General features: G+C 50.0%; 16 protein-coding genes. All 16 read left to right on the top strand.

Features of this window, described 5'->3' with window-relative positions; genetic code table 11:
* The first annotated feature begins 2 nt into the window (after nt 1-2).
* Nucleotides 3-1,052, top strand: coding sequence for a zinc-dependent alcohol dehydrogenase (locus tag AC58P5_RS02615; protein ID WP_497384394.1), 1,050 nt, complete (start codon nt 3-5; stop codon nt 1,050-1,052).
* Between the two features lie 11 nt (nt 1,053-1,063).
* Complete coding sequence (locus AC58P5_RS02610; protein ID WP_497384393.1) at nt 1,064-1,762, top strand: SDR family oxidoreductase; 699 nt, start codon at nt 1,064-1,066, stop codon at nt 1,760-1,762.
* Between the two features lie 65 nt (nt 1,763-1,827).
* On the top strand, nt 1,828-2,247 hold the full coding sequence (locus AC58P5_RS02605) for a gamma-glutamylcyclotransferase family protein (protein WP_497384391.1): 420 nt from the start codon (nt 1,828-1,830) through the stop codon (nt 2,245-2,247).
* Nucleotides 2,228-3,136 (top strand): BtrH N-terminal domain-containing protein, encoded by a 909-nt coding sequence (locus tag AC58P5_RS02600; RefSeq protein WP_497384390.1) that lies wholly within the window; start codon nt 2,228-2,230, stop codon nt 3,134-3,136. The genes AC58P5_RS02605 and AC58P5_RS02600 overlap by 20 nt, the downstream gene beginning before the upstream one ends.
* Before the next feature lie 66 nt (nt 3,137-3,202).
* Nucleotides 3,203-3,466 carry an acyl carrier protein gene (locus AC58P5_RS02595; RefSeq protein ID WP_497384389.1) on the top strand — a complete coding sequence of 88 codons (264 nt, stop codon included), beginning with the start codon at nt 3,203-3,205 and terminating at the stop codon, nt 3,464-3,466.
* The gene (locus AC58P5_RS02590; protein ID WP_497384387.1) at nt 3,463-4,722 is read left to right on the top strand and encodes an ATP-grasp domain-containing protein; all 1,260 of its coding nucleotides are present in this window, start codon (nt 3,463-3,465) and stop codon (nt 4,720-4,722) included. The genes AC58P5_RS02595 and AC58P5_RS02590 overlap by 4 nt, the downstream gene beginning before the upstream one ends.
* Before the next feature lie 28 nt (nt 4,723-4,750).
* Entirely contained in the window at nt 4,751-6,037 is a 1,287-nt protein-coding gene (locus AC58P5_RS02585) for a type III PLP-dependent enzyme (RefSeq protein WP_497384385.1), read from the top strand.
* A gap of 27 nt (nt 6,038-6,064) precedes the next feature.
* Nucleotides 6,065-7,090, top strand: coding sequence for an LLM class flavin-dependent oxidoreductase (locus AC58P5_RS02580; protein ID WP_497384383.1), 1,026 nt, complete (start codon nt 6,065-6,067; stop codon nt 7,088-7,090).
* Nucleotides 7,091-7,129: 39 nt separating this feature from the next.
* On the top strand, nt 7,130-7,771 hold the full coding sequence (locus AC58P5_RS02575; protein WP_497384382.1) for a histidine phosphatase family protein: 642 nt from the start codon (nt 7,130-7,132) through the stop codon (nt 7,769-7,771).
* 16 nt (nt 7,772-7,787) lie between these two features.
* Nucleotides 7,788-8,036 carry a DUF6137 domain-containing protein gene (locus AC58P5_RS02570; protein ID WP_497384381.1) on the top strand — a complete coding sequence of 83 codons (249 nt, stop codon included), beginning with the start codon at nt 7,788-7,790 and terminating at the stop codon, nt 8,034-8,036.
* 38 nt (nt 8,037-8,074) lie between these two features.
* Nucleotides 8,075-9,589, top strand: coding sequence for a GMC oxidoreductase (locus AC58P5_RS02565; protein WP_497384380.1), 1,515 nt, complete (start codon nt 8,075-8,077; stop codon nt 9,587-9,589).
* A gap of 54 nt (nt 9,590-9,643) precedes the next feature.
* Nucleotides 9,644-11,392, top strand: a complete 1,749-nt coding sequence (locus tag AC58P5_RS02560; protein ID WP_497386017.1) for an ABC transporter ATP-binding protein — start codon at nt 9,644-9,646, stop codon at nt 11,390-11,392.
* A 14-nt stretch (nt 11,393-11,406) separates the two neighbouring features.
* Nucleotides 11,407-13,428, top strand: a complete 2,022-nt coding sequence (locus tag AC58P5_RS02555; protein WP_497384378.1) for an ABC transporter ATP-binding protein — start codon at nt 11,407-11,409, stop codon at nt 13,426-13,428.
* Nucleotides 13,429-13,589: 161 nt separating this feature from the next.
* Nucleotides 13,590-14,858 (top strand): MDR family MFS transporter, encoded by a 1,269-nt coding sequence (locus AC58P5_RS02550; RefSeq protein ID WP_497384377.1) that lies wholly within the window; start codon nt 13,590-13,592, stop codon nt 14,856-14,858.
* Nucleotides 14,848-15,180: a hypothetical protein gene (locus tag AC58P5_RS02545; protein WP_497384376.1), complete on the top strand. Its 333-nt coding sequence runs from the start codon at nt 14,848-14,850 to the stop codon at nt 15,178-15,180. Before AC58P5_RS02550 ends, AC58P5_RS02545 begins: the two co-directional genes overlap by 11 nt.
* 29 nt (nt 15,181-15,209) lie before the next feature.
* Nucleotides 15,210-16,046: an alpha/beta fold hydrolase gene (locus AC58P5_RS02540; protein ID WP_497386016.1), complete on the top strand. Its 837-nt coding sequence runs from the start codon at nt 15,210-15,212 to the stop codon at nt 16,044-16,046.
* Nucleotides 16,047-16,164: the final 118 nt, after the last annotated feature.

Here is a 16,164-nt window from a genome sequence, read left to right as displayed (position 1 = left end):
CCATGGAAATTTTGACCTACACGGGTCCAAGCCAATTAATCGTGGAAACGGCAGGAGAATTACCTTTAAAAAGCGGCGAATGCCGGATTCAGTCCCTCTATTCGGGGATCAGTCACGGCACGGAAATGGGAGCTTATCGAGGAATCGCTCCTTATTTTACTAGAGATATGGATAATGAAACCCGCTTATTCGAGGACCTGGCCGAAGAGCAAAAAATTAAATATCCGATCCGGAGCTGCGAGGACGATGCCTGGTTTATCGGGTATTCGAACGTAGGAAAAATTATTGAAGTGGCAGGAGACGTGGAAGGATTTTCGGTCGGAGATATCGTGTTTTCCCACGGGAGGCATCAAACGATCGTATGCAAGCATCATAAAAAAATCTTTAAACTTCCCCAAACGCTCGAGCCTGAGCTCGGCATCTTCTACACAAACCTGATGACGGCCTATAATGCCGTACTGGACACGAGAATTAAAATCGGTGACGTCGTCGTCGTATCGGGACTGGGTGTAGTCGGGCAGTTAATCGCTCAATTAGCCAAATTGTCCGGTGCCACGGTCGTCGGAGTGGATCCGCTTGAGAATAGGCTGAACATCGCCAAGAAAGTTGAAATCGACCATGTCTTTAATCCCAACCGGACGGATGTCGCCAAAGAAATCAGAGAGATTACGGATAACCGGGGTGCGGACGCCGTCTTTGAAGTATCCGGTCATTCGTCCGCTTTGAATCAAGCGATTCGCATAGCGGCGCCGGACACGGTGATTACAGCCGTAGGCTGGTATCAAGGCGAACATTCGGTGCTGAATCTTTCCGAAGAATTTCACCAGAACCGGATTACGATCCGCGCTTCCCAGACCCTCGGGATCGATCCTTCCATCAGCCATATGTATAACGATGCGAGAAGAAGGAATATCGGGAAAGATCTGCTCCTCAAGCTGAAGCTGCGTAACCTGGTCAGCCACCGGATTCCGTTCGGCGACGCACCGAAAGCATACGAATTGATCGATAAACATCCGCATGAGGTTCTGCAGGTTGTTCTGACCTACTCATAAGGGGGAAGCCCATGATTGTTTTCATAACCGGCGCGAACCGCGGGCTGGGACTAAGTCTTTGTCAGGTTTTTCTGGAACGGGGACATCAAGTTCTTGCCGGAGTGAGAAACATGAACAGAGCCGAGCAGCTGCTCCCGGTGAAAAGCAAGTACAAGGAAGAGCTGAGCATCATTCCCGTGGATGTAAGCAGCCAGGATTCAATCCGGCAGGCTTATTCGCTCATTACCGCCGTGACGCCCAAGCTTGATGTGATTATCAATAACGCGGCCCGTGAAGGCATCCGATCCAAAAAAATCCAAGAAGTGGACCTTGCGGACTTCGAGGAAACGTGGAAAACGAACGTCTTGGGTCCGATGGCCATTATCAAGTACCTCAAGCCTATGATGGAAAGCAGCGAGATCAAAACCATTCTTAATATCAGCTCCGAGGCCGGAAGCATTTCCGAACTTCCCTTAAAAACGTACGGCTACTCTATCTCCAAAGCCGCTCTTAACATGTTTACCCGCATGCTGGAGCGAGAACTGAAGCCGGAGCACTTCAAGGTGCTCGCGGTTCATCCCGGATGGATGAAAACTGAAATGGGGGGAGAGGATGCGCCTTATGAACCCGGTGAAATCTCCCGTCATTTGTACGAACGCATCATCGAATCGCCCGGGAAGGATTATGATTTCAATATTGTCGATCATCTTGGAAACAGCATGCCTCTGTGAGGGAACTTAAGGCTTTGAACAGTTAGGCGAATGCTTTTACTAAGCGTTTAAAGGGGAGAATTTTCATGCCCAAATTATTTGTCTACGGGACCCTGCGTGAGGGAGAAAACAATTACAAGTATATGAAAGAAGCCACCCTGCTTTCACGACAAGCCAGCATAGCCGGCTCCTTGGTGGATACCGGATACGGTTACCCCGGCTTACTGCCGGACAATCAGCTTGTGACGGGTGAATGGTATGAAGTTTCGGAAGAAACGCTGAAACGGATAGATGAGCTGGAAGAATATTTCGGTCCCGGGGATGAAAGAAACTTATTTGACAGAATCGAATGCCAGGTAAACACGGACAACGAAACTCATTTGGCTTGGACGTACGTGTACAACCGGGACGATTACCTGGAAACAAGGTTCTCCGACTGGAAACAATACCGGTTGCAGCATGCTGCCGGAATAGAGGAGAAGCAAGATGTGCCTCACTCGTTATGACGAGAAATTTTTCGATTGCCGAAAATCCCAAATAATCGCTTACTTGGACTCACACCGGGTCCCCGTCATCCCTTTATTTTATAACAGCTATCAAAGTACATCGGAAATTTACCGCCAAATCTTTATCGAAAATAAAAGCAAATGGAAGTATTCGGAGCCTTCCTTATCCGACGAAGATTTACTCCGGAAAGGGATCACGCCCGTTCGGGCTTCTTTTCCCGACTTTAGCAGGGCTTCCGCCTGCTTGAATGAACTGCTGGACCGGCAAAAAGTCGTTTTCGTGTGGGGGGACGAGTATTATTTGCCTTACCGGAAAGAAGCCTTCCACGCCATTCATTCCACTCATTCGCTTGTCGTCACTCGTTACAACGGTGAGACCGAGGAGTACTACGTGGAAGATTGGGACGGGCTTTATGGATATTTGCCGGCTCCGCATATAGAATCGGCTTTCAACAGCCTGCCCGGGCAGATGAGAACTTTGTTGGTTCTGGAACTTACCGACGAGGAAATGCGGGAAAACAAACAAGAAGATTTGGCTTTGTTCCGGCAGTGGCTGCAAGCCTTCGAGGACGACTATATCTTCTACGACCGGGTGCTGCTTGATATGCGGAGTTATGAGGAAAACCGGCTGATCTCGATGGATCACGGGCTTCGTTTAATCGCTGCATCCCGGCATGTTTTCGCCAAGTTTCTTCATTATATAGATGACGCTCCGGAGGAATCCGCCCTCCTTCTCCATAATCATCAGTTGGCCAACCATATCGCCACCATCGTCAGGCGGCATATCATCGCGAAACAAATGGACTGGGACGGTGCAGCCTGCAAAATTCAGCAACTAAGAGAACAAGAGGACACCTTTATGCGGAAGCTAAAGAGTCGTTATAGCTAGTTCCGGCAGCTACCGGATAAATCATTATTAGGAAACCGCGATCCAATACAGAAGGAGTTGAATGTGATGTCTCTAGAAACTCAGGAAAACGTTCGGGCCGCTCAAATTGTATCTTGTGTGAATGAAATTCTACAGACGAAGGAATCCATTACCCCCGAAACCGATTTGTTTCTGCTCGGCCTGGACTCGGTAACCGCCGTTAATCTGATCGTCAGTTTGGAAGGCCAATTCGGTATCACGTTTAACGACGACGAACTGATCGTAGAAAATTTTTCAACGGTGCGGAAAATTACGGAACATGTGGCGGCTAAACTTGAGGGAATCCTATGAAGTTCACTCATCCGCTGGATTATTATCGTCTGAACGGCAAACAAATCCTGTGGTACATGAACATCGGCGAAGACCAGGACAGCCAGGCGTCGAATTACTTTCCCTCCGTCAAGGACCCTCAGTCCGAGAAGATTGTCGTGCAGCAGGAGCATCAGCTTCTCTTTCTGGCAAGGCCGCAGGACACGGTATTTTTTCATACGATGCCGGAGCAGGCCTTTCTAGATTACTGGAAAGAGCGCCATCTCTCCTTGCCGTCGATACTTTGTTGCGACGAACTTTCTCAAGTGCCTGATCTTGCGCATTATACGATTATCCCGTTCATTATTTCGGATCAGCTGCTCGAGCTGAAGCGGCGGTATCCGCACATGGATATCATTGCGCCGGATTTGGCGGTCTGCCGGGAAATCAATCACAAGTTCAACACGAGAAGACTTATGGAGAAGAACGGGTTCAACGTCACGACCGGTTATTTCTGCAGCGATATCGCGAGCTTGGAGCATGCCTACGATCAGCTCGTTTCAGCGGGTTTTTCCAAGTGTGTGTTAAAGGTTCCTTACGGCTCCTCCGGTAAAGGGCTCAAAGTCATCGACAACGAACGAAATTTCCGTTTTTTGCTGAATTATATTCAAAACCGGCAGACAAACGTCGACCTGCTTCTGGAAGGCTGGCATCCCCACCGGCTCAGCTTAACGTCCCAGTTGTTTATTTCCGAACATGAAGTCCATCTTCTGGCCGTTACCGAGCAAATCGTAGACCCTAACGGAGTCTACAAAGGAACGAATTTCTCCCCTTCCTTATCGAAGTCGGAATCGGCCGATTATCGCGAAGAAATTTTGCGGGCAGGAGAACTGATCCGGCAGATGGGGTATACCGGCGTCCTCGGAATCGATTCCATCATCGATACGAACGGAGAACTGATTCCGGTTATCGAGATTAACGCCAGACTCACGCAAGTCACGTATATTCTTCCTTTAGTTATCGAACAGAAGAAGCGTTATGAGTTTGTCGAAAGCAGGGTGCTGGTGTTCAATTCCAGGGCGGATCTGAATTTTGAAGATTACGTAAACGATCTCTCGGAAGTGACTCGGGATTTACCGGTCCGAATCGATCTATACAATTTCTGCAAGGCTTCGGGAGCCTTTAAAAATACCTATAAGCTCTTTGTGTTAGTCTCTGCCCGCAATTCCGAACAGCTGAAAAAGGCCCGAAGCCTGCTTGACGAGCTGAACACGAAAATGACGACAAGTGTTCATTAAGTCATGAAGAAGGAAGGGGGACTTAAGGATGAACCTGGATCCTGCTGAAATCAAAGCCTTAACGAAACAATTCGAGACTCCTTTTTATTTGTATGACGGCGATTTTATCGAAACGCATTATGAGCAAATAAGAAGCCGGACGAACCCGGCTATTCAATTTTATTTGTCCCTGAAGGCGAACAACAATATCCACGTGGCCAAATTGTTCCGGAAGTGGGGGCTTGGCGTCGAGGTTGCATCCGCCGGAGAACTGGCTTTAGCCCGGCATGCCGGATTTTCAGCCGAAAACATCATTTTTTCGGGGCCGGGGAAGAAACGAAGCGAGCTCGAAATCGCCGTTAAAAGCGGGATTTACTGCATCATTGCGGAATCCATTCCGGAACTCCGATACATAGAAGAACTGGCTGAAAAAGAAAACAAAACGGTCCGTGTCGCGATCCGGATCAATCCCGACAAAAGCTTCGGCAGCACGGCCATCAAAATGGGCGGGGTACCGAGACAATTCGGAATGGACGAATCCATGCTGGATGCCGTATTTGATGCCATCCGTCCTCTTCAATTCACGAAATTTATCGGGATTCACGTCTATACGGGAACCCAGAATCTGAATACCGACAGCATCATAGAATCGATGAAATATACCGTCGATTTAGGCCGTCAAATTTATGAACGATACGGGATCGTCTGCGAATTCATTAATCTTGGCGGAGGGTTCGGAGTACCTTATTTCTCACACGAAAAGGCACTGGATATCGGCAGAATTACCCGTACGATCAGTGACTACGTTCAAGAGGCCAGAGACTCCTTGTTCCCTCAAACGACCTTTGTTATCGAAAGCGGAAGATATTTATTGGCTCAAGCGGCTGTGTATGTAACCGAGGTGCTTTACCGGAAAGCGTCCAAAGGAGAGATTTTCGTTATCGTAGACGGCGGAATGCACCACCATGCGGCCTCTACATTCCGGGGAAGAAGTATGAGGAGCAATTATCCCATTGAATGCATTCCCATGAGGGAAGACTCCGGCAGGCAGGAGCTCGAAAAAGTCACCATTGCCGGTCCCCTCTGTACGCCCGAGGATTGTATAGGCAAGGATGTCCATATACCGGCCCTGTATCCGGGTGACCTCGTATGTGTGCTGAATTCGGGCGCCTACGGTCTGAGCTTCAGTCCGGTTCATTTTCTGGGACATCCGACACCCATTGAAATTCTCAAACGGGAGGATTCGTACAAGCTAATCAGGCGGAAAGGAACCGCGGAAGACTTAGTCGCGACCCAGTTAGAGACGGAACCCAATCTCCTCTTTGTGGATAAATAGAAAGCCCAATATACGAAAAGCAGGGGGATGATTGCATTGGATACGATTCAATATTATTGCCAAATTCCAGGCGTCAACCATTATGCCACCAAAAAAGAATTCATGGAAAACTCCATTAAAATCGCTCAATTGTCCGATTCTTACGGCATAGTCGGGTCCCTGTCGTTTTTTAACCATTCCGTATTGGACCCCTGGGCCGTCAGCTCGGTTATTTTGCAGCATACGGAACGCCATGTTCCTCTTATTGCGCTTCAGCCCTATATGTATCCTCCTTATACGGCAGCCAAGTTAATTCAGAGCTTCACTTATTTATACAACCGGCGGATCGACTTAAATATGATCACCGGCGCCGTAACCGGCGAACTCCAGCAAACAGGGGGCTATATCGACCATTCGTCCCGCTACAAGAAACTGCACGAATATGTTCAGGTACTGCGTCTGCTGCTGGAATCCGATTCTCCCGTTTCGTTTAAAGGAGACTATTATGAACTGAATAATTTGGAGTTTAAGCCCACGCTGCCGGACAAGGGGCTTTTCCCCCACATTTTTATGTCCGGTTCTTCCGAGGAAGGTCTTGAAGCGGGTTTAAAAGCAGCGGATTTCGTCGTCACTCATCCGGGACCCCTGGAACATTTTAAACACCATTTTAGCGGAAAACTGCAAGGAACGCATGTTCAAAGTGCCATAAGAATCGAAATTATTGCCAGAGAATCGGCAGAGGAAGCATGGAAAGCCGCTCATTCCCGTTATCCCAGCAACCGGCAGGGGACGATTCAGCTCCGGATGAAAAAAAATTCGGAATCAAGCTGGCAGCGGACGCTGGCCGAACTGGCTTTAGCAAGTGAAACTTACGATGAGGTTTTCTGGATGGGCGGATACATGAACGGTGGAATTTACAGCCCCGTGTTAGTCGGGGATTACGAACAAGTAGGCGCTTATTTGAACGAGTATTATAAGCTCGGCGTGAAAGCCGTGTTGCTGGGTTCCATGTACAGCGAGGAGGATTTTATTCATTTCAGCCGGGTGAAGGAAGGGATTTCGAATCCGGTTTAGGGAACCGCAGCGAACAATCCGAACGGAGGGAGAGATAGCATGCGATTGATTTTAATCCGCCACGCGCAGGCCCACTGCAACATTCTGGAAGACGACGCACTCATGGACGCTTATGATCCTCATTGCGGGCTGACGGAAGCAGGGATCGGCCAGGCCGTGAAGCTTCGGGATGAATACCCGGTTTCACTGACGCCGTCGGTCATTTATTCAAGTCCTTTGAAACGGGCGAGGGAAACAGCATCCATTTTTCAGGGGCGGTTTCCGGCCGTGCCTTTCATCGAAGACGAGCGTTTGAGCGAGCTGAAAGCTCCGGAGTCTTTTATCCCGCCGATTACGCAGAGGCAGTGGGATCTATATTTGGAGCAGCGGATCCAGTCGCCTCATTTGGAAATCGTAAAGGGACTGGAATCGCTTGACGTACAGCGGGAACGGCTCGAGTGCTTTTATAAAGATTTGTTCCGGAAGCATGCCGAAGAAGCGTGCAATATCGTTATTTTTACCCACGCTTTCAGCATTCAGCTGTCTATCCTGTTTTTTCTCGGGCTAGGGAATGAACAGCTCCTGCAGTGGCAGATAAAAGCAAGCAATACGGCGATGCATATCATTCATTACGATTCGATCAGCAGCAGTTTTCTCCTGGAGAGTCTGAACAACCGTTCACATCTCCAAACAACCGGATAAGAGAGGGCGAGATGGGATGGATAACAAAGAACGGAACTGTTTGTATCAAGTGATCTATGCGATTTCCGGAGTGACCGGCGAGGACGGGGACGAGCTTTTGGAAACGTTTAAACAGGGACCGATGGAAGTGGATAAGCGGGATTTCTTTGAAATTGTCCAACGGGTTGAATCGCTTTTTGACTGTACGTTGGATATGAATTTGGAAGGTCCTTATTTGATACATGCCGATGAGATCGTGACTAAGATTACCCGAATAAACGTTTAATCCTGGCAATCGAAATAATCAGGTAGGGGGGAATCACCTTGACAAAGCAATTCGACGTGTGCGTGATCGGCAGCGGAGCAAGCGGTTCGGTCGTCAGCAAGTATTTGGCCGAGAAAGGCCTGGAAGTCGTCATCGTGGAACAAGGCGAGCTCATTGAACCGGGAACGAATATAGATTCGGTTATGAGCCATGCGGAGAAAGCGTACGCGAGAGAATCGGACGGGACCTGGGGGGATAACGGATACCCCTGGTCTGCGAGTGCGGTAGGCGGCGGAACGATTTTCTATGCCGGCATCTCGTTCCGATACAAAGACGTCGACTTCGATGCAAGAGAATACGTGGCGCCGGATGCGATGGATCCCCAGTGGCCCATCGGGTATTCGGATCTGGATCCCTACTACAACAAGATTGAACAGTGGCTGGGGGTGTCCGGGGATTTGAATGCCGATCCGTTCAAAAACAGGACCGGTACCGGTTCGCTCCGAACGGCCCATTCCTACAGTCAGCAGGGCGCCCTGATCGACCGGGCCGGCAAAGAGCTCGGTTTGAATCCGTTTCCGACTCCTCTGGCGGTCAACACAACGGATCATAACGGCTATCCGGGCTGCGACAACTTAACCAGCTGCACGGATTATGCGTGCCCGATCGGCGCCAAAGCGGACAGTTTTACGCGTATTTTGAAGCCCGTGCTGAAACTCGAGCATGTGACGCTGATGAAAAATACGAAGGCTCTGGCGTTCCACCAGACGAACCCATCCATAATCGACTCTTTGGAATGCCTGGACCTAAGCACGAATGAAAGATTCCACATCAAAGCGAAACAATTTGTGCTGGCCGGAAACGCGATCCAAAGCGCCGCTCTGGTGCTGCGTTCAACGAACAAATGGTGGCCGGACGGAGTAGGGAACAAATCCGGTCTGGTCGGTTCGGGACTAAGCTTCAAGAACAGCGAATACGTATCCGGCTGGGTGGACAATCATCCTTACGAGCAGCTGAACGAACCGTTGAAAGGGTTATACTCCACCGTTTCGATTACGGATTATTATCAAGACCCGCATTGTCATTCCGGTCTGGGCGGGCTGATCTACGAAGCGAACCCATGGACCTATTACGGCAATGAAGGAAGCGGCATGTATGTTCAACTGGAATGTATCATAGCGGACCAGCCTATGGTGTCCAATAGAGTCCGGTTATCGAACGATAAAGAAGCTACGGGGGTACCTAAAATCGTTCTTGATTATCAGACGCATGAATGGGACAAGCGCCGCCTGAACTTTATGATCGAGAGGGCCAGAGAAATTTTAACGGCCATGGGGTCCAAGCAGGTACAATGCAACCCTTCTTACTACTACTTAGGAAGCGCTCATTTGCATGGAACGTGCAGAGCAGGCACGGACGAGCTGACTTCCGTTGTCGATAAATTCGGCAGATTCCATACGATCGACAATTTGTTTGCGGCGGACGGGTCTTTCATGCCTTTTGCGGGCGGCGTCAATCCCACCTTGACGATCCAGGCCAACGCTTTAAGAATAGCCGAAAATATGAGTGTCTGATTGCGCGCGGTAACTGCGTAACACGGGAAATCCGGAAGCAGGGAAGTGATCGTTATCGTTTCTGTTTTGTTGAGGCTTGGCTGGTTTTTTAAAGAGCATAAAATCCGGTATACGCTGGCGGTACTCATCCTGATCCTCGTCAATGGGATCGAAATGCTGCCGCCTTTGCTGCTGGGATCCGCTCTGGACCATATCCAGCAAAACACACTGACAGCGGCGAGTCTGGCGCAGTATATCGGGTCTATTCTCGGACTTTCCATCGTCATCTATACCCTGAATTACGCTTGGATGTATCAATTGCACGGCGGAGCGAATCGTCTGCAGTTGAAGATGCGTTCACGCTTCATGGCCCATCTGCTGAAGATGACGCCGGCCTTTTTCGAAAAGTACCGGACCGGCGATCTCATGGCCCGGGCGACTAACGATATCAAATCCATTGGAGAAACGTCGGGTTCCGGCATTCTGACCTTAGTCGATTCCTGTTTGTTTTCCGTGACGATCCTCATTACGATGGGCTTTTTTATCGATTGGAATTTAATGCTGGTTACCATATTGCCGCTTCCGCTTATCGCGGTAGTGATTACCTTCTTCGGAAAATACCTTCACCGCCGTTTTACGATCGCCCAAGACGCTTTCGGCACGTTAAACGATCGGGTGCTGGAGACCATCACCGGTATTCGCGTCGTTAGAGCTTATGTGCGGGAAGAGGCGAACCAGAAAAATTTTGAAACCATGGCGGAAGATTTATTCCGGAAAAATATCGCCATCGCGCGGGTCGAAGCTTTATTCGAACCCACCATCCGCATGTTAATCGGGATCAGTTATTTGATCGGACTCGGCTACGGGACTTATCTCGTTTTTCATCAGCGTATTTCACTGGGCGAACTGATCACGTTCAACGTCTATTTGGGCATGCTGATCTGGCCCATGTACGCCATCGGTGAACTGATTAATATTATGCAGCGGGGGAGCGCTTCCTTGGACCGTTTGGATGAGATCATAAGTTATCCGCCCGACGTACAGGATGGGGAAGATCCGGAGGAGGAAATAGCGCTGCCGCAGCCCATACGATTCGACCACGTAAGCTTCCGCTATCCTTCTTCCCGAACCGATAACCTGAGCGGCATCACCCTGCACATTAACCGCGGTCAGACCATCGGTATCGTCGGCCGGACAGGAAGCGGCAAGACTACCCTGTTAAGGCAACTGCTTAGGGAGTATCCGGCGGACAGGGGCGAAATCACCGTTTCGGGTATCCCCCTGGAACGGATTCGGCTTGAGACCTGGAACCGGTGGATCGGTTATGTCCCTCAGGAGCAGCTTCTATTTTCGAAAACCGTAAAAGAAAATGTTCGATTCGGCAGGGAGAGCTCGACCGACCAGGAAGTGCTCCGCGCTTTGGAACTGGCTTCCTTTATGCAGGATATTCATACGCTTCCGGACGGGATAGATACACGGGTAGGGGAAAGAGGGGTCTCCTTGTCGGGAGGACAGAAGCAAAGAATCGCTTTTGCCCGGGCGATCATTTCCGAACCCGAAATAATGCTGCTGGATGACGCTTTATCCGCTGTCGATGCTAAAACGGAGGCGAGTATAATCGCGAACCTTATCGCGGAGCGAAAGGGACGTACGACGCTCATTTCGACGCACCGGTTATCCGCTGTGGAACATTCCGATTTCATCGTCGTAATGGATCAGGGCCGAATTATCCAGTGCGGCACACATGTTCAATTGATTGCCTGCCACGGTTGGTATAAAGAACAATACGAATCACAAAAATTGCAAATGAACTTGTTAAAGTGAGCGTGGAAAATCCTATGAATGTAGGAAAGAAACTGTTCAAGTATGTTCTTTATTACAAGAAATCGTTTATCGGGGCGCTTTGTTTGCTTCTGCTGATGGTAGCGGCGGAATTGTCCGGACCGCTTATCGCCAAACAGTTAATCGACCGACATATTCTGGGGATTGAAAAACCTTGGTACGAAACACGGGAGCCCGGGGAAAATGCCGTGCCCTATAAAGGGAAGTTCTATAAAAGGGGCGATTATTTTAACGAGCATGAAAAGAAGGGACAAGAAGTCCGCATTCTGCAGGTGCAGCGGCAGTTCGTATTCGTTCCTGAGGCCGTGAAGATTGATGGTGAACGCCGCATACAAGGCGGACAGCTCATCGTCAAGCGAAATGTGGAAACCGGGACGTATCCGGCCGATATTCTCTCCACGAGTGACTTGTTTCTCTTTTACGAGCCGGAATTGGGGGGCATCGTCAACTTGATCCTTCTTTATTTCGGATTCGTAGGGGCAGCCAGCCTGCTCGAATACGGTCAAACGTATGCCTTGCAAGTCTCTTCCAATCGTGTCATTCAAAAAATGCGGGTAGATGTTCTAAAGCAAATCCACCGGATTCCCATTCCGTATTTCGACCGAATACCGGCCGGCCGGATCGTATCTTGCGTAACCAACGATACCGAAGCCGTGAAAGAATTGTTCGTTACCGTATTGAGAAATTTCTTCACCGGAGCCGTCTATATAACCGGAATCTTGACGGCTCTCTATATATTAGACGTTAGGCTCGCGCTTATTTGCACGCTTATCATTCCTGCCCTTGCGGGCTGGATCTGGCTTTATCAAAAGTTTGCATCCAAATACAGCCAGACGATCCGCTCCACATTGAGCGATATCAACGGATTGATCAACGAAGCCATTCAATGTATGCCTGTCATTCGCGCTTTCTCCCGGCAGCACACCGTACGGCAGGAATTTGAGGATAAAAATGTACGTTACTTTACGTATTCCAATAAACTGCTTACCTTAAAAGCACTCACCTCCAACAATCTCGTTACGGTTCTCAGAAGTCTCGCCCTCGCCGCAATCATTTGGTATTTTGGCGGAGCCAGTTTGAGCCATCAAGCCGTTTTTACCTTCGGCATGATTTATGCCTTTGTAGAATATGTGGAACGCTTATTCCAGCCTCTTGTGGGAATGGTGAATCAGCTGGCTCAGCTGAATCATTCACTCGTCTCGGCCGAACGGGTCTTCAGGCTGATGGAAGAGGAAGGCGCCGACGTCATAGATGGGGAAACGCCGCGAATGAAGGGAGACGTAAAATTCGAGAACGTTTCCTTTGCCTATTCGGACGATCATTACGTTCTTCGTGATATTTCTTTCGAAGCGAAACAGGGGCAGACGGTCGCATTCGTCGGACATACAGGATCGGGGAAAAGTTCCATCATGAACGTACTGCTGAGGTTTTACGAGCTGCAAGAGGGAACCGTTACGATAGACGGGCAAGATATCCAGACCCTTTCCCGGCAGCATGTAAGAAAACAGATCGGCATCGTTCTGCAGGAACCTTTCTTGTTCACAGGCACCATTGCCGGCAATATCAGTTTGGACAATCCGGCCATCAGCCGTGAGTTGATCGAAGATTCGTTAAGAGCGGTCGGAGCCCAGCGCGTGCTTCAACATTTGCCCAATGGATTGGACGAACCCGTCATCGAAAAAGGAAGCACCTTATCGGTCGGGCAGAAGCAGTTGATTTCCTTTGCAAGAGCGCTCGCCTACAACACGCCTGTTCTTATCCTGGACGAAGCCACGTCCAATATCGATACGGAGACGGAAGGCATGATCCAAACGGCGCTGGAAGTGTTGAAAAAGGGAAGAACAACGTTTGTGATCGCGCACCGGTTATCTACCATCCATCATGCGGACCTGATTTTAGTGATGGACCGGGGCCGAATTGCGGAACGCGGCAATCACGACGAATTAATGAAGCAGCGGGGCATCTATTACCAGATGTATCAGTTGCAAATGCGTGATAGAGCGAATGTCCCCGTTTAACACAATGAAAGCAGTCGACCGCATCGTGCGGACACTGCTTTCTTTCTTTTGCAAGCAAAACGGAGGGGATAAGAAAGTCCTTTACAAATACGTGGTTGTAAAAGTTCCCTGTTCATGGTAATTTAGCTCCTATCCAGTAAGAATCGGGAGGATTACTTCACATGAATTGGCTCAAATGGGATCTGAATCTGAAAATCAGATTAACCGGAGATACCGTATTCAACCTGCTTTTTTGGATGTATTTTCCTTTCATCACCTTATTTTTCAGCGAAGCGTTCGGCAAATCCGTAGCCAGCGTGCTGATGGCTGTGCCGCCTATATTCAGCCTGGCAGGGGGCTTGTTTGGCGGCTTTCTGTCGGACCGCCTGGGCAGGAGACCGGCCATGCTGCTGGGAGCGTTTATGCAAGCTTCGATGTTTGCCCTGTTTGCGTTATCTTCGTCTCATTGGCTGGATTATTTCGCTTACATCGGTATCGGCCTGGGCGGAGCCATCTACATGCCGGCCAGCTCGGCCATGGTGGCGGATATAACGCCGCCAAAAGACAGGCGGATGGTCTATGCCACTTTTGTGACCGGAAGGAACATCGGTGCCGTGTTCGGGCCCGCGCTCGGATCGGTCTTCTTTTTCCAGTACCGGCAAGAGCTGCTCTGGACCTGCACCGCCGTAACGCTGCTGTATTCGCTGGCCATCCTGCTGATGATCAAGGAGACGCTGCCGGCAGCGGCCGGAGAAGCCCGGCAAGGCATGAAGCTGTCCGGTATTTTGAAGGAGCAGGCGAGCAGCTACGGCGTTATTTTCCGGGATAAACTATTTGCTCTCTATATCGCCGCAGGCATTCTGGTTACGATCGCCTTTATGCAGCTGGATATGTATCTGGCGGTGTACGTGACCGAGTATGTGCCCGCGCAGAAGCTGCTGACCATCCGGGATTGGAGCCTTACCCTCAGCAGCTCGCAGGCATTCGGTTTGATCCTCGGCCTGAACGGCCTGCTGTTCGTCCTGTGTGTGATGCCGATAACGAAATGGTTTGAAACATGGCCGGAACGCAACGTCCTTATCTTGTCTTCCCTGCTGTTCGGAGCGGGAATGTTTATGTTCGGGTTCACGACACAGATAGGGCTGCTGCTGATTTTCACGGTTATATTCACGATTGGAGAGGTGTCACGCAGCCCGGTTACGGAAAGCTTCATCAGCAAATATGCGCCGGACCATGCCAGAGGCCAGTATATGGGGGCATCGGGTCTTCAGTTTTCGATCGGCAGGCTGATTGCGCCCGTTACGGTTTTGTTCTCGGCCTGGTTTCCTCCGCAAGTGGTGTTCGGGTTTATCTTTTTGGTTACCATCCTCAGTTCTCTTCTCTATATACGCGTGTTTAAAATGCTCCCTGCCAGCTACTACGACCACCAGCGGGAAGCGGATGCCGTCTGACAAAGAAGCGTTTGGGGCAAAATTAACGAACTTGAAAGAAAGCCGGAAAGGCTTTCTTTTTTGGTTGCTGAGATGCGGACCTTTTATGAAGAAAAAAATAATTTTCTTTTTTTGGGCAGGGTTGTCGATTAAGCCGTTTGCGCTTCGTCGTCTTACTAGAAGGCGGCAGGTGAAGCAATTCATTCGGGACGATCCGGACAAGAGAAAGCTGAAAAGAAAAGGTGAGAAAGTAACGGTTCAAGATAGGCACGGTGGAAAGACACCCGTCTGCATCGGCCAGTCCTTTCCAAAATCAGCGTTCCGTTTTAAGATAACAAAATAATCGGTGTAGCAGAAAAGGAGACGAGCATGATGAACACGGTAACTTCGAAAGACGGCACTACAATCGCTTATGACAAAACGGGGCAAGGCCCGGCGCTTATTCTGGTGACGGGAGCGTTCAGCTACCGCAAATTTCCAGGACAGGTGCAGCTGGCGGAGCTGCTGTCCGGGCAATTCACGGTGTACAACTACGACCGGCGGGGAAGAGGAGACAGCGGAGACAAACAGCCTTATGCCATCGAACGCGAAATCGAGGATTTGCAGGCGGTTATTGACGAAGCCGGCGGCTCCGCTTTCGTCTGGGGATTGTCTTCGGGAGCGGCCCTAGCCCTACAGGCGGCGGCGAACGGGGCGGACATCGCCAAATTGGCTCTGCACGAACCACCGTTCGTGGTCGATCCGGCCGACCGGAAGCCGCCGCACAATTTTACGGAGCATGTAAGCGAGCTAATTACCGACGGACGCCGTGCAGAGGCAATCAAATATTTTATGACTCAGGGCATGGGAGCACCTTCGTTCGTGGTCGGCATGATGAAGCTGATGCCGGGTGTCTGGTCAAACTTGATGGCCGTCGCCCATACGCTCCCTTACGATGCCGCTCTGCTCGATGGCTATATGGAAGGAAAGCCATTGCCAGCCGGATTATGGCGCTCCGTCACGCAGCCCGTTCTGGTGCTCCAAGGCACGGAAAGTCCGGTGGGTCTGCGACATGGCGCCCAGGCACTTGCCCAAGCCCTTCCAAATGCGCAATTGCTCAGCAAGAAAGGACTCGGGCATACGAAAAAGCTCCCCGCAAAATTAATTTCAGTGGAACTTTCGGCTTTTTTTACCGGAAACAGAGAAGTTCGAATTGCAGCCGGCAGGTAAGCGGGGGGAAGGGGCGCATCCGGAATATGACCTATATGTCCGAATGGCAGGAAACAGACTTGCTTTCGCCGAAAATTAGTAACCAAAATTAATTTAAAAAATCGAAACGGGAAAATGG

It is taken from the genome of Paenibacillus sp. JT31N7 (assembly GCF_059692095.1).
Note: the sequence above shows the minus strand (reverse complement) of the source record. Positions and strands in the feature narration are given on the sequence as shown.